This window comes from Pseudomonas purpurea (genome assembly GCF_039908635.1).
Classification (GTDB): Bacteria; Pseudomonadota; Gammaproteobacteria; order Pseudomonadales; family Pseudomonadaceae; genus Aquipseudomonas; species Aquipseudomonas purpurea.
In genome coordinates, this window is record NZ_CP150918.1 from 1,321,012 (window position 1) to 1,336,008 (window position 14,997).

General features: G+C 61.3%; 13 protein-coding genes. All 13 read left to right on the forward strand.

Going from position 1 to position 14,997, the window contains the following annotated elements; all coding sequences use genetic code 11:
- Positions 1–33 precede the first annotated feature (33 nt).
- The gene (locus AABM54_RS05855) at positions 34–1,656 is read left to right on the forward strand and encodes a methyl-accepting chemotaxis protein (protein ID WP_347906136.1); all 1,623 of its coding nucleotides are present in this window, start codon (positions 34–36) and stop codon (positions 1,654–1,656) included.
- Positions 1,656–2,180, forward strand: a complete 525-nt coding sequence (locus AABM54_RS05860) for a chemotaxis protein CheW (RefSeq protein WP_347904365.1) — start codon at positions 1,656–1,658, stop codon at positions 2,178–2,180. Before AABM54_RS05855 ends, AABM54_RS05860 begins: the two co-directional genes overlap by 1 nt.
- Complete coding sequence (locus AABM54_RS05865) at positions 2,177–3,451, forward strand: CheR family methyltransferase (protein WP_347904366.1); 1,275 nt, start codon at positions 2,177–2,179, stop codon at positions 3,449–3,451. Before AABM54_RS05860 ends, AABM54_RS05865 begins: the two co-directional genes overlap by 4 nt.
- Positions 3,448–4,131, forward strand: coding sequence for a chemotaxis protein CheW (locus AABM54_RS05870; protein ID WP_347904367.1), 684 nt, complete (start codon positions 3,448–3,450; stop codon positions 4,129–4,131). The genes AABM54_RS05865 and AABM54_RS05870 overlap by 4 nt, the downstream gene beginning before the upstream one ends.
- Positions 4,128–6,425, forward strand: coding sequence for a hybrid sensor histidine kinase/response regulator (locus tag AABM54_RS05875; protein ID WP_347904368.1), 2,298 nt, complete (start codon positions 4,128–4,130; stop codon positions 6,423–6,425). Before AABM54_RS05870 ends, AABM54_RS05875 begins: the two co-directional genes overlap by 4 nt.
- Positions 6,422–7,432, forward strand: a complete 1,011-nt coding sequence (locus tag AABM54_RS05880) for a chemotaxis response regulator protein-glutamate methylesterase (protein ID WP_347904369.1) — start codon at positions 6,422–6,424, stop codon at positions 7,430–7,432. The genes AABM54_RS05875 and AABM54_RS05880 overlap by 4 nt, the downstream gene beginning before the upstream one ends.
- 49 nt (positions 7,433–7,481) lie before the next feature.
- On the forward strand, positions 7,482–8,483 hold the full coding sequence (locus AABM54_RS05885) for a PleD family two-component system response regulator (RefSeq protein WP_347904370.1): 1,002 nt from the start codon (positions 7,482–7,484) through the stop codon (positions 8,481–8,483).
- 298 nt (positions 8,484–8,781) lie between these two features.
- A protein-coding gene (gene prfB, locus AABM54_RS05890) for a peptide chain release factor 2 (protein WP_347904371.1) occupies positions 8,782–9,877 on the forward strand; the annotation gives its coding sequence in 2 pieces (ribosomal slippage) (positions 8,782–8,853 and positions 8,855–9,877; 1,095 coding nt in all).
- A 71-nt stretch (positions 9,878–9,948) separates the two neighbouring features.
- The gene (lysS, locus tag AABM54_RS05895; RefSeq protein ID WP_347904372.1) at positions 9,949–11,451 is read left to right on the forward strand and encodes a lysine--tRNA ligase; all 1,503 of its coding nucleotides are present in this window, start codon (positions 9,949–9,951) and stop codon (positions 11,449–11,451) included.
- Between the two features lie 102 nt (positions 11,452–11,553).
- A complete protein-coding gene (locus AABM54_RS05900; RefSeq protein ID WP_347904373.1) occupies positions 11,554–12,270 on the forward strand; it encodes a TetR family transcriptional regulator in 717 nt (238 codons plus the stop codon).
- Between the two features lie 48 nt (positions 12,271–12,318).
- Complete coding sequence (locus AABM54_RS05905) at positions 12,319–13,596, forward strand: flavohemoglobin expression-modulating QEGLA motif protein (RefSeq protein WP_347904374.1); 1,278 nt, start codon at positions 12,319–12,321, stop codon at positions 13,594–13,596.
- A gap of 142 nt (positions 13,597–13,738) precedes the next feature.
- Positions 13,739–14,653, forward strand: coding sequence for an alpha/beta hydrolase (locus AABM54_RS05910; RefSeq protein ID WP_347904375.1), 915 nt, complete (start codon positions 13,739–13,741; stop codon positions 14,651–14,653).
- Entirely contained in the window at positions 14,650–14,976 is a 327-nt protein-coding gene (locus tag AABM54_RS05915) for a hypothetical protein (protein WP_347904376.1), read from the forward strand. The genes AABM54_RS05910 and AABM54_RS05915 overlap by 4 nt, the downstream gene beginning before the upstream one ends.
- Positions 14,977–14,997 lie beyond the last annotated feature (21 nt).

Consider the following 14,997-nt stretch of genomic DNA (forward strand, 5'->3'; position numbering starts at 1 on the left):
TCCCCTCTATTTGAATGGCCTCGAGGAATGACTGTGAAGAACTGGACGTTACGCCAACGCATTTTGGCGAGCTTTGCGGTGATTATCGCGATCATGCTGTTGATGGTCGTGGTGTCGTTTTCTCGGCTGTTGAAGATCGAGTCCAGTGAAGAAAAGGTCCGCACCGACGCGGTTCCCGGGGTGTATTTCAGCTCGATGATCCGCAGCGCCTGGGTCGACAGTTTTGTCATGACCCAGCAGATCGTCGGCCTTTCAGGGCATCGCGAGATGACCAGCGCCGATCTGGAGTTGTACAAGAGTTTTGAAGAGCGTTTGAGCCAGGAAATTGCCAACTATCAAGGGACCATTTTCGACCCGGAGGATAAAGCCTCCTTCGACGAGTTCGAGGTGCGTCACCTGGCCTTCAATAGTGAACTGAAGAACGTCATCGATCTCTATCAGCGCAAAGAGTATGAGCAAGCGCGTGTGGCGCTGGAACAAAAGCTCACGCCGGCCTGGGTCAGTGGTCGCAAGCAGTTGAACGGCGTGATCGAGCGTAACCGCGCTCAGGCAGAGAACTCCACGTTGGCCATTGGCGATGCGGTCACCGCGGCCAAGATCAGCATGGGCGTCTCGCTGCTGGTTGCGATCATCGTCGCCAGCCTTTGTGGCCTGTTGCTGATGCGCGCCATCATGGCGCCGATGAATCGCATTGTGCAGATCCTCGAAATCATGCGCACGGGCGACCTCAGCGGCCGTCTGAACCTTGAGCGCAAGGACGAGTTCGGAGCGGTGGAAACCGGCTTCAACGACATGATGACCGAGCTGACGTCGCTGGTGTCCCAGGCCCAGCGCTCATCGGTGCAGGTCACCACGTCGGTGACCGAAATCGCCGCCACGTCCAAGCAGCAGCAGGCGACCGCCACCGAAACTGCCGCCACCACCACCGAAATCGGCGCGACCTCGCGGGAAATTGCCGCGACGTCCCGCGATCTGGTGCGCACCATGACCGAAGTTTCCACCGCCGCCGACCAGGCCTCGGTACTGGCCGGTTCCGGTCAGCAGGGGCTGGCCCGCATGGAAGACACCATGCACTCGGTGATGGGCGCGGCCGATCTGGTCAACGCCAAACTGGCGATCCTTAACGAGAAGGCCGGCAACATCAACCAGGTAGTGGTGACCATCGTCAAGGTGGCCGACCAGACCAACCTGCTGTCGCTGAACGCCGCCATCGAGGCCGAGAAGGCCGGTGAATACGGTCGCGGTTTTGCCGTGGTCGCCACCGAAGTGCGGCGTCTGGCGGACCAGACTGCCGTGGCCACGTACGACATCGAACAGATGGTGCGCGAGATCCAGTCGGCGGTGTCGGCCGGGGTCATGGGCATGGACAAATTCTCTGAAGAAGTGCGCCGTGGCATGTCCGAAGTGCAGCAGGTCGGCGAGCAGCTGTCGCAGATCATTCACCAGGTTCAGGCGCTGGCGCCGCGGGTGTTGATGGTCAACGAAGGCATGCAGGCCCAGGCCACCGGTGCCGAGCAGATCAACCACGCGCTGGTGCAGTTGGGCGATGCCAGCAGCCAGACCGTCGAGTCCCTGCGCCAGGCCAGTTTTGCTATCGACGAACTGAGCCAGGTGGCCGTGGGGCTGCGTAGCGGCGTCTCGCGCTTCAAAGTCTGATGAGCGAACTGTCGGCCAAGCGCGGCTCGAAACAGGCACTGTTCCTGGTGTTCCGTATCGGCGAAGAACGGTATGCGCTGCAAGCCACCGAGGTGATCGAAGTGCTGCCGCGCCTGCCATTGAAACCCATCCCCAGGGCACCGGCCTGGGTGGCGGGGGTGTTTGCCTATCGTGGCGCGGTGGTGCCCGTGATCGACCTCAGTGCGCTGACCTTCGGGCAACCGGCGCAGGCGCGTACCAGCACCCGGCTGGTGCTGGTGCATTACCGACCGGATGACGCCCTGACTGCACAGCAACTGGGGCTGATTCTTGAGCAGGCGACCGATACCTTGCGCTGCGCCCCGGAAGATTTTCAGCCTTATGGCCTGGACAACCGTCAGGCACCGTACCTGGGGCCGGTGCGCGAAGACGCGCAGGGGTTGCTGCAATGGGTACGAGTGGCGGACTTGCTCGACGCCCAGGTTCGAGCGTTGTTGTTCCCGTCGCCGCCTCTGGACCTGACAGCGCTGGAGGCGCAGCCATGAGCAGCGATCAGCGGTTTTTCGATTTTCTCAAGGAACGCATCGGCCTGGACGTGGCGTCCGTAGGCCCGGCGATCATCGAGCGGGCGGTCCGCCAGCGCAGCACCACCCACCGTGCAATGAGCGCCGATGAGTATTGGCACCTCCTGCAAGGGTCGGGCGACGAACAACAGGCGTTGATCGAAGCGGTGATCGTCCCGGAAACCTGGTTTTTCCGTTACCCGGAATCGTTCGCCACCCTGGCGAAACTGGCGAGCAAGCGCCTGGCTGAAATCAAGGGCATGCGCGCCCTGCGAATCCTCAGCCTGCCTTGTTCCACCGGCGAAGAGCCGTACTCCATCGCCATGGCCTTGTTCGATGCAGGGCTCGCACCGCATCAGTTCAAGGTCGACGGGCTGGATGTCAGCCCGCTGTCGGTGGAGCGCGCCAAGCGTGCGCTGTACGGCAAGAACTCCTTTCGCGGGCAAGTCACGGACTTTCGCGAGCGTCACTTCAGCGTCGAAGAAGACGGCGATCGTCTCAGCGAAAGGGTGCGCGAGCAGGTGCGTTTGCAGGTCGGCAATCTGCTGGACCCAACGCTTCTGGCCAACGAGCCGGCCTATGATTTTGTGTTCTGCCGCAACCTGCTGATCTATTTCGATCAGCCGACTCAGCAGCAAGTCTTCGAAGTGCTCAAGCGCCTGACCCATGTCGACGGTGTGCTGTTTATCGGCCCGGCCGAGGGCAGTTTGCTGGGCCGCTTGGGCATGCGCTCGATCGGTATCCCCCAGTCGTTCGCGTTCAGCCGCCATAGCGAGCCTGAGCCCGAACCGCTGCCGGGTTTCGTGGCGCCGCCCCTGCCGGTACGCCAACCGGTGCGCAGCGTGACGCCGCCCGTGCGCAACCGGCCCTTTTCCACACTCGCTCCCGTGCCCGCGCTGAACCGTGCGCCAGCACCTGCCAGCGATGCGGCGACCCTGCTCGCGAGCATTGCCGCGTTGGCCAACGAAGGTAAAAGCGCCGACGCGCGCGCCGCGTGTGAGCAGTACCTGCGTAGCCACGAGCCGGTGGCCCAGGTGTTTTATTGGTTGGGCCTGCTCAGCGATGTCGCGGGCAGTGCACTCGAGGCTCAAGGTTTTTATCGCAAGGCCCTGTATCTGGAACCCCAGCACCCGGAAGCCCTGATGCACCTGGCGGCGTTGCTGGCGTCCCAGGGTGATGCCGCGGGGGCCCGTCGCTTGCAAGAACGCGCCGCCCGCAGTGAACGCACCGCTGACAGTGAGCGCAAACGATGATCGGTTCTGTTTCGTTGAACGTCACCCATGACGATGCCCAGGCCATCGACGACTGCTGGAACCGTATCGGCATCCACGGTGATCAGTCGTGCCCGCTGCTGACCGAACACATTCATTGCCGCAACTGCGCGGTGTATTCCGCCGCTGCCACGCGTTTGCTCGACCGCTATGCCTTGCAGCAGGACGACCGCGTCCAGGTGTCGGCCGCTGTCGAAGCCGATGTGGCGACCCGCTCACTGCTGATGTTTCGCCTGGGCGAGGAATGGTTGGGGCTGGCCACGCGCACCCTGGTGGAAGTGGCGCCGTTGCAACCGATCCACTCCTTGCCGCATCAGCGCTCGCGGGCGTTGCTGGGCGTCGCGAACGTGCGGGGTGCGCTGGTAGCGTGCCTGTCGCTGGTCGAACTGCTTGGGCTTGAGGCGACCGACAGCGTTGCCACGGGCCTGCGAGTGATGCCACGCATGCTGATTATTGCCGCCCACGGTGGCCCGGTGGTGGTGCCGGTGGATGAGGTCGACGGGATTCATGCCATTGACGAGCGCATCCTCGACGCGGCGTCCCGCTCCGGCACCCAGGCCAGTGCCAAATACACCCGTGGCGTGTTGCCGTTCAAGGGGCGCAGCCTGCGCTGGCTGGATGAAGAGCAATTGCTGTCCGCCGTGACTCGGAGCCTGACATGACCCCCGATCAAATGCGCGACGCATCGTTGCTGGAACTGTTCAGCCTGGAGGCCGAGGCCCAGACCCAGGTGCTGAGCGCAGGCCTGCTGGCGCTGGAGCGCGACCCGACTCAGGCCGATCACCTTGAGGCCTGCATGCGCGCCGCGCATTCGCTCAAGGGCGCCGCGCGGATTGTCGGCGTAGACGCCGGGGTCAGCGTCGCTCATGTGATGGAAGATTGCCTGGTCAGTGCCCAGGAAGGTCGCCTGCGCCTGCAAGCCGAACACATCGATGCCTTGCTGCAAGGCACCGATTTGCTGATGCGTATCGCGACCCCCGGCACCGAGGTCGGCGCGGCTGCAATCGAGGCCTACGTGGCGTTGATGGCGCAGTTGCTCGATCCATCGGCCGTGGTGGCTGCGGCGTCGATCATCGAGACGTTTGCCCCGGTGATGGCCGAGTTGCAGCTCACGGCCCCCGAGATTGAGCACGACACCCTGGCTGCGATACCGGAACCCGCCAGCGTTATTGAAGCAGCGGGCAAGGCCAGGCGGGTCACCGAGGGGGGCGAGCGGGTGTTGCGGGTGACCGCCGAACGCTTGAACAGCCTGCTCGACTTGTCGAGCAAGTCGCTGGTCGAAACCCAGCGACTCAAACCTTACCTCGCGACCCTGCAACGCCTCAAACGCATGCAGAGCAACAGCCTGCGGGCCCTGGAAAACCTTAACGTGCACCTCAAGGAGCACGCGTTGAGCCTTGAGGCCCAGGAATCCCTGAACGATGCCCGGCGCTTGCTGGCCGAGTCCCAGCAGGTGCTGGCGGAGAAAACCGCCGAGCTCGACGAGTTTGGCTGGCACGCCAGTCAACGCGCACAGGTGCTGTACGACACCGCGCTGGCCTGTCGCATGCGGCCCTTTGCCGATGTGCTGGCCGGGCAGGTGCGCATGGTCCGCGACCTGGGTCGCAGCCTGGGTAAACAGGTGCGGCTGGAGGTCGAAGGCGAAAAGACTCAGGTCGATCGCGACGTGCTGGAAAAGCTCGAAGCACCGCTGACTCACTTGCTGCGCAACGCGGTCGACCACGGCATCGAAATGCCCGAGCAGCGCCTGCTGGCCGGCAAACCCGCCGAAGGCCTGATCCGCCTGCGAGCCTCGCACCAGGCCGGGTTGCTGGTGCTGGAACTCAGCGACGACGGCAACGGCGTTGACCTGGAACAGGTGCGTCGCAGCATCGTCGAGCGTCAGTTGTCGCCCGCCGAGACGGCGGCGCAACTGAGCGAAGAAGAGCTGCTGACCTTTCTGTTCCTGCCCGGGTTCAGCCTGCGCGACAAGGTCACTGAGGTGTCCGGGCGCGGTGTCGGCCTGGATGCAGTCCAGCACATGGTCCGCCAGTTGCGCGGGGCGGTGGTGCTGGAGCAGGTGGCGGGCAAGGGCAGTCACTTTCATCTCGAAGTGCCGTTGACGCTGTCGGTGGTGCGCAGCCTGGTGGTCGAGGTCGGCGAGGAGGCTTACGCGTTTCCGCTGGCCCACATCGAACGGATGTGCGACCTGGAGCCTGACGACATCGTTCAGGTCGAGGGCCGTCAGCATTTCTGGCACGAGGGCCGGCATGTCGGCCTGGTGGCCGCCAGTCAATTGTTGCAGCGCCCAGCGAGCCAGACCCCGCAGGCGACCCTCAAAGTGGTGGTCATTCGCGAGCGCGATGCGGTGTATGGCGTGGCGGTGGAGCGGTTTGTCGGCGAGCGCACGCTGGTGGTGCTGCCGCTGGATGAGCGCCTGGGCAAGGTGCAGGACATTTCCGCCGGGGCCTTGCTCGATGATGGCTCCGTGGTACTGATCGTCGATGTCGAAGACATGCTGCGTTCGGTAGACAAACTGCTCAATACCGGGCGTCTGGAGCGCATTTCCCGCCAGAGCCAGCAGGCCGCGCACGTAGCCCGCAAGCGGATTCTGGTGGTCGACGACTCGCTGACGGTGCGCGAATTGCAGCGCAAGCTGTTGCTCAATCGCGGCTATGACGTGGCGGTGGCCGTGGACGGCATGGATGGCTGGAACGCCCTGCGTGCCGAGGATTTCGACCTGCTGATCACCGACATCGACATGCCGCGCATGGACGGCATCGAATTGGTGACGTTGCTGCGTCGCGACAACCGTTTGCAATCGCTGCCGGTGATGGTGGTGTCCTACAAGGACCGCGAAGAAGATCGCCGCCGTGGACTGGACGCCGGAGCCGACTATTATCTAGCCAAAGCCAGTTTTCATGACGACGCCCTGCTTGATGCAGTGGTTGAGCTCATAGGAGGAGCGCGGGCATGAAGATCGCTATCGTCAACGACATGCCCATGGCCGTCGAGGCCTTGCGCCGGGCACTGGCATTTGAGCCGGCGCATCAGGTGGTGTGGGTGGCGAGCAATGGCCTTGAAGCGGTGCAGCGTTGCACCGAGCTGACCCCGGACCTGATTCTGATGGACCTGATCATGCCCGTGATGGACGGCGTGGAGGCGACCCGGCGGATCATGGCCGACACCCCGTGTGCCATCGTCATCGTGACCGTTGACCGTGAGCAGAACGTCCACCGGGTGTTCGAGGCCATGGGCCACGGCGCGCTCGATGTGGTCGACACTCCGGCACTTGGCGCGGGGGACCCGAAGGACGCGGCGGCGCCGCTGCTGCGCAAGATCCTTAATATTGGCTGGCTGATCGGTGAGCACGGTAATCGCGTGCGTTCGGCGCCCGTGACCCTGCGCAGCATGGGCCAGCGGCGCAGCCTGGTGGCCATCGGTTCGTCTGCGGGTGGTCCGGCGGCCCTTGAGGTTTTGCTCAAAGGCTTGCCGCGCGATTTCTCGGCGGCGATTGTGCTGGTCCAGCACGTCGACCAGGTGTTTGCCGCCGGCATGGCCGAATGGCTCAGCAGTTCCTGCGGCCTCAAGGTACGCCTGGCCCGGGAGGGCGAGCCGCCGCAAAGCGGTACGGTGTTGCTTGCGGGCACCAATCACCATATACGTCTGTTGAAGAATGGCACGCTGGCGTACACCGCCGAGCCGGTCAACGAGATCTATCGGCCCTCGATCGATGTGTTTTTCGAAAGTGTGGCCAGTTACTGGAATGGCGATGCGGTCGGCGTACTGCTGACGGGCATGGGCCGCGATGGCGCACAGGGATTGAAACTGATGCGTCAGCAAGGGTATTTGACCATTGCGCAAGATCAGCACAGCAGTGCGGTGTACGGCATGCCGAAAGCCGCTGCGGCCATCGATGCCGCAGTGGAAATTCGCCCACTGGACAAGATTGCGCCACGATTGCTGGAGATATTCGCCAAATGACGCTCATCATCCGCTGTCCTGGCTCAGGTAGAAATTCAGGTGATCGCACATGAATGATTTACAGCTCGACGATTTCAAAACCGATGAAAATGCCGCGATGGTGCTGCTGGTCGATGACCAGGCAATGATCGGTGAGGCGGTTCGCCGCGGGTTGTCGAACGAGGAAAACATCGACTTCCATTTCTGTGCCGACCCGCATCAGGCGGTTGCCCAGGCTGTCCGCATCAAGCCGACGGTGATCCTCCAGGACTTGGTCATGCCGGGGCTGGACGGCCTGACGTTGGTGCGCGAGTACCGCAATCACCCGGCCACCAAGGACATTCCGATCATCGTCCTGTCGACCAAGGAAGACCCGCTGATCAAGAGCGCGGCATTCGCGGCGGGTGCCAACGATTACCTGGTCAAGCTGCCGGACACCATCGAGCTGGTGGCCCGCATTCGCTATCACTCCCGTTCCTACATGACCCTGTTGCAGCGCGATGCGGCCTACCGGGCGCTGCGTGTCAGCCAGCAGCAGTTGCTCGACACCAACCTGGTGCTGCAACGGCTGATGAACTCCGACGGCCTGACCGGGCTGTCGAACCGCCGGCATTTCGACGAGTACCTGGAACTGGAGTGGAGAAGGGCGCAGCGCGATCAGATACAGCTGTCGTTGCTGATGATCGATGTCGACTACTTCAAGTCCTACAACGACAGCTTCGGCCATCTGGCGGGCGATGAAGCCCTGCGCAAGGTCGCCGATACGATCCGCGACGCCAGCAGCCGACCCTCGGACCTGCCCGCGCGGTACGGTGGCGAGGAATTTGTCCTGGTGCTGCCCAACACCTCGCCGGGCGGTGCACGGCTGGTGGCGGAAAAGCTCCGTCAGACCGTGGCCGCGCTGAACATTCCGCACGTCTACCCGGCCGAGGGTGCCAGCCTGACCATCAGCATCGGGCTCTCGACCATGACGCCGCAGTCGGGCAGTGATTGCCGGCAATTGATCTCGGCGGCAGACAAGGGCCTGTACCTGGCCAAGAACAATGGGCGCAATCAGGTGAGGGTTGAGTGAAATTCAGGATCGACCCTTCACTGCCCTCTCCCCACGAGGGAGAGGGGGAAAGGGAGCCGATCTCTCTGTTTTTCAGATCCTGAGTTCGACTCGTAATGGCAGGTCGCAGTATTTCGCCAAAACACCTCGGTCAGTCCCCTCGCCCCTCTGGGAGAGGGTTAGGGTGAGGGGAGCGATCTCAAGCCAGACAAGGAACCTCAATCCATTCGCCCCTAAAGCCGCCAGGCGGGCTGCCGTGACAGCCTGATTACGTTATACTCGCCGGCTTTCAAAAGTTCGCCAACGAGTGCTGCCCGCCATGGAAATCAACCCGATCCTTAACAGTATCAAGGACCTGTCCGAGCGCTCCGAAACTATTCGGGGGTATCTTTGACTACGATCAAAAGCATGAGCGTCTGACTGAAGTCAATCGCGAGCTTGAAGATCCGAATGTCTGGAACAACCCGTCGTATGCTCAGGAACTGGGCCGCGAGCGGTCCCTGCTGGCCCAGATCGTCGAAACCCTCGACGAAATGCACACAGGCCTGGCCGACGCCAAAGACCTGCTGCTGATGTCCGCCGAAGAAGAAGACCAGGCCGCCGTCGATGACGTCGCTGCCGAAGTCGAGCGTCTGCGCGAGGCCCTGGAAAAACTCGAATTCCGCCGCATGTTCAGCGGTGAAATGGACGCCAACAACGCCTACCTGGATATCCAGGCCGGCTCTGGCGGTACCGAGGCTCAGGACTGGGCCAACATCCTGCTGCGCATGTACCTGCGCTGGGCGGATAAACGCGGTTTCGACGCCACGATCATGGAACTGTCCGCCGGTGAAGTCGCCGGGATCAAGGGCGCGACCGTGCACATCAAGGGCGAATACGCCTTTGGCTGGTTGCGTACCGAAATCGGCGTACACCGCCTGGTGCGCAAGAGCCCGTATGACTCGGGCAACCGTCGCCACACCTCGTTCTCGGCCGTGTTCGTGTCGCCGGAAATCGATGACAACATCGAAATCGACATCAACCCGTCGGACCTGCGCATCGACACCTATCGTTCCTCCGGTGCCGGTGGCCAGCACGTAAACACCACCGACTCGGCCGTACGTATTACTCACGTACCGACCAACACCGTGGTCAGTTGCCAGAACGAACGCTCCCAGCACGCCAACAAAGACACCGCGATGAAAATGTTGCGGGCACGCTTGTACGAACAGGAAGTGCAGAAACGCAACGCCGCTTCGCAAGCCCTGGAAGACACCAAGTCGGACATCGGCTGGGGCCACCAGATCCGCTCCTACGTACTCGATGCGTCGCGAATCAAGGATTTGCGCACTAACATCGAACGCAGCGACTGCGACAAGGTGCTCGACGGCGATATCGACGAATACCTGGTGGCCAGCCTGAAACAAGGCCTGTAAACCGCCAGTAAAGACCTTAAGTCCCCTGCCTCCGGTGGGGGCAACGAACCTGTGATGGAATTTTTAAAGACATGAGCGACCTAGAACTCGACCCGCAAGCCCTGCAACAGGAAGAAAACTCCCTGATCGCCCTGCGCAAGGAAAAGCTGGCTGCCGAGCGCGCCAAGGGCAATGCCTTCCCGAACGACTTCCGCCGCGAAAACTACTGCGAAGACTTGCAGAAGCAGTACGCGGACAAGACCAAGGAAGAGCTGGCAGAGGCTGCAATCCCGGTCAAGGTTGCCGGTCGCATCATGCTCAACCGTGGTTCGTTCATGGTGATCCAGGACATGACCGGTCGCATCCAGGTTTACGTCAACCGTAAAACCCTGTCCGAAGAAACCCTGGTCGCGGTGAAAACCTGGGACATGGGCGACATTATTGCTGCCGTTGGTACCCTGGCCCGTTCCGGCAAGGGCGACCTGTACGTTGAAATGACCAGCGTGCGCCTGCTGACCAAGTCGCTGCGCCCGCTGCCGGACAAGCACCACGGCCTGACCGATACCGAACAGCGCTACCGCCAGCGCTACGTTGACCTGATCGTCAACGAAGACGTACGCCAGACCTTCCGCGTACGTTCGCAAGTGATCGCGCACATCCGCAGCTTCCTGATGAAGCGGGACTTCCTGGAAGTCGAAACGCCGATGCTGCAAACCATTCCTGGCGGTGCAGCGGCCAAGCCGTTCGAGACTCACCACAACGCGCTGGACATGGAAATGTTCCTGCGTATCGCGCCTGAGCTGTACCTCAAGCGGCTTGTTGTCGGTGGGTTTGAAAAGGTGTTCGAGATCAACCGAAACTTCCGTAACGAAGGCGTTTCGACTCGTCACAACCCTGAATTCACCATGTTGGAGTTCTACCAGGCTTACGCCGACTACGAAGACAACATGGACCTGACCGAAGAACTGTTCCGTGAACTGGCGCAGCTGGTTCTGGGCAGCACCGACGTCCCTTACGGCGACAAGGTGTTCCACTTCGGCGAACCGTTTGTGCGTCTGTCGGTATTCGACTCGATCCTCAAGTACAACCCTGAACTGACCGCCGACGACCTGACCGACATCGACAAGGCTCGCGCCATCGCCAAGAAGGCCGGCGCCAAGGTGCTGGGCTTCGAAGGCCTGGGCAAGCTGCAAGTGATGATTTTCGAAGAGCTGGTCGAGCACAAGCTGGAACAGCCGCACTTCATCACCCAGTACCCGTTCGAAGTGTCGCCGCTGGCCCGTCGCAACGATGACAACCCGAACGTCACCGACCGTTTCGAGCTGTTCATCGGTGGCCGCGAAATCGCCAACGCCTACTCCGAGTTGAACGACGCGCAAGACCAGGCCGAGCGCTTCATGGCGCAGGTGGCCGACAAGGACGCCGGCGACGACGAAGCCATGCACTACGACGCCGACTTCGTTCGTGCGCTGGAGTACGGCATGCCGCCAACGGCGGGTGAAGGTATCGGCATCGACCGCCTGGTGATGCTGCTGACCAATTCACCGTCGATCCGCGACGTGATCCTGTTCCCGCACATGCGGCCGCAAGCGTAAGTGTTTCGATAAATAAGCCGCCTAATTCAGGCGGCTTTTTATTGCCTGTCTGGTACAAACGTATCAATTGGTTACTTTTGAAGTAAGAGAGGAATACCTGTCGTGAATCGCGCAATTGCTGAAGAAGGTGCAGCGGGTATCGCCACTGCGGTCGCTGAAAGTGTTCAGTACCAGGGCCGCAAGGCCAGCCGACAGGGCAGCGAGCAGCGCCGACAGGAAATTCTCGACGCGGCGATGCGCATTGTCGTGCGCGATGGCGTGCGAGCCGTGCGCCACCGTGCCGTAGCCGCCGAGGCCTGCGTGCCGTTGTCGGCCACCACGTATTACTTCAAGGACATCGATGACCTGCTCACCGACACCTTCGCCCAGTACGTCGAGCGCAGTGCGGCGTTCATGGCCAAGTTGTGGGCCAACAACGAAGGTCTGCTGCGTGAGCTGGTGGTCAGCGGCGATGGCAGCCCGCAATCGCGCTCACAGTTGGCAGACGACATTGCGCGGCTGACGGCCGACTACGTCAACCGTCAGTTGATCAACCGTCGCGAGCATTTGATGGCCGAGCAGGCCTTCCGCCAGGAAGCCTTGCTCAACCCGCGCCTGGCGCTGTTGGTGCGCTCGCACCAGAAAATTCTCCTGCAGGGCACCTGCCAGCTTTTCCAGGTATTGGGTTCACGCGAGCCACAACAGGATGCCAAAGTGTTGACGGCTATAATCGGACGGATGGAATATCAGGGCCTGCTCAACGACGCAGAGCCGCTGGCCGAGGAAGACATGCTAGGTATCCTCAACCGGTACATGCATTTGGTACTCGCGTCGGTCTGAGCCTGACGGTTGCTCACAAGCCGTCCAATTATTTTCAGGGAGTTCCGGGTGGACGATTACCAGCAGACGATACGCACCTTGTCCGATCGCATTGTGCTGGCGCAGACGCCGATCCGCGTCCTCGATGCGGTCAAGTGGGACGAGAACATCCGCAAAGGATTCCTCAAGGCCAAGGGCAAGGAAATGCCGGCCGTGGACCGCGACTATTACCTGAACCGGCCGCTGTCCTTTGATTCGAGCAAAGTGAAGCTGGAGTTCCAGAACATCGAGCGCGATATCACCCGCCAGCTCGGTCAGTTCAACCCGGTTGGGCAGATCATGCGGCGCATGTGCAAGGAGTACCGCATGGTGGTGCGCATGCTCGAAGCGCGTGGCACCGAGGATTTCGGGCTGATCTCCCAAGAGTTGTACGGCGCGGCGTCCGATGCCTTCCACGCCGGCGACCCGACCCTGGCCGACCTTGGCCTGATGATGTCCGATTACCTGAACAACATCGACGGTCGCGGCGACCTCAAGGACGAACCGAAGATCCTCACCGCCAAGGAGGCTGTGCATCTGCTGCAAACCCGCTTGAACAAGGTGTTTGGTGAGGCCGAGGAAACCATTCGGGTGTTCGAGTCCGACGGGATCGTTGCCGATGCGGCGGCGGGTGCCGACTACATCAAGATCCGGGCTGACGCGATGTTCAACGATCGTGACGTGCGGGCCCTGGAAGTTCACGAAGGGCTGGTGCACGTCGGCACCACCCTCAACGGCCTGAACCAGCCGATCTGCACCTTCCTGTCCAAGGGGCCGCCGTCGTCGACCGTGACCCAGGAAGGGTTGGCGATCCTGATGGAAATCATCACGTTCGCTTCCTACCCGAGCCGATTGCGCAAACTGACCAACCGCACCCGCGCCATTCACATGGTGGAGGAGGGTGCGGATTTCTTGCAGGTCTTCGAGTTTTTCCGCGAGCAGGGCTTCGAAATGGCGGAAAGCTATGGCAATGCGAGTCGGGTTTTCCGTGGTTCGGTGCCCAATGGGCTGCCATTCACCAAAGACTTGTCCTACCTCAAGGGCTTTATCATGGTTTACAACTACATTCAGTTGGCCGTGCGTAAAGGCAAGCTTGAGCAGATCCCGTTGCTGTTTTGCGGCAAGACCACTCTGGAAGACATGCGCACCTTGCGTCAGTTAGTCGATGAGGGGCTGGTGGAACCGCCGAAATACTTGCCGGATCAGTTTCGCGACATGAACGCGCTGTCGGCCTGGATGTGTTTCTCCAACTTCCTCAATCACTTGAGCCTGGACCGGATCGAGGCGGATTACTCCAACATTTTGTGAGCAACGAATCCCCTTGTGGGAGCGAGCTTGCTCGCGATGACGGTTCTACATCCAACATTTATGCTGGCTGATACACCGCTATCGCGAGCAAGCTCGCTCCCACAGTGTTTCGTGTTCCAACCTTTTCGCGAGGTTTCAACGGATGAGAATCCTCGGTATCTTTTGCCTGCTCCTGACCCTCGGCGGGTGCAGTTCCTTGCTGTTCTACCCCGAACCCGGCCTGCCGTTTACCCCGGAAAAAGCCAAACTCGAATACCGCGACGTCACCCTGACCACCGCCGACGGCCTCAAGCTGCATGGCTGGTGGCTCCCGGCCAAAAAAGGTGTCGAGGTCAAGGGCACGGTCCTGCATTTGCACGGCAATGGCGGGAATCTTTCGGGGCATCTGGGCGGTAGCTGGTGGCTGCCCAAGCAAGGCTATCAGGTGCTGCTGGTGGATTACCGGGGTTATGGACTGTCCCAGGGGGAGCCGAGTTTGCCGGCGATCTATCAGGACATCGACGCTGCGTTCAAATGGCTCGATAACGCGCCTGAGGTTCAGGGCAAGCCGCTGGTACTGCTGGGCCAAAGCCTGGGTGGTGCGCTGGCGGTGCATTATCTGGTGGAACACCCGGAGCGCCAGCGTCAACTCAAGGCGTTTGTCCTCGACGATGTGCCCGCCAGTTATCGCGATGTCGGCCGTTATGCCTTGAGCACTTCATGGCTGACCTGGCCGTTTCAGGTGCCGTTGTCCTGGCTGGTGCCGGACGCCGACAGCGCAATCAATGCCATGCCACGGCTTAACGGCGTGCCTAAATTGATCTACCACAGCATCGATGATCCAATCGTGCCTCTTTCCAACGGCATCCGTCTGTATCAAGCTGCGCCCCCGCCGAAAGTGTTGCAATTGACGCGCGGTGGCCATGTGCAGACATTCGCCGACCCGGTCTGGCGAACAGTCATGCTGCGCTACCTCGACGACCCGCAGCATTTCAACGGCCTGCGCCGGTTGGGAGAAGTCCCCAACTACCCGGCGCCCCCGAATTCAGAAGTTGAACCTCCAGAGAGCCCGAAATGAGTGAAGAACGTAACGCCATCCCGATGATCATCACCGGTATCTGCAGCATCATCGGCACCGTCGGTGCCTTGTGGTTCTACGGTTACCTGCATTTCGCCAAGCCGGAAGACGCGTTGCTGCTCAACGACTTCACCATGCTCAAGACCGTGCCGGGCGAAGACTACAAAGTCTCCCTGCAACCGGCCGCCGAAGTCGCCCAGTGCATCGATGGCGTGCTGGTGCTGTTTGATACCGAGCAAAAAGGCCTGACGGGTGTGCTGGTCAACGCTCAGAAAAAAGCCGTGCGTTGCATGGGGCAGGAAACGCCGCAGCTGGAGCAGTAACTGAAGGCATACACCATTCAG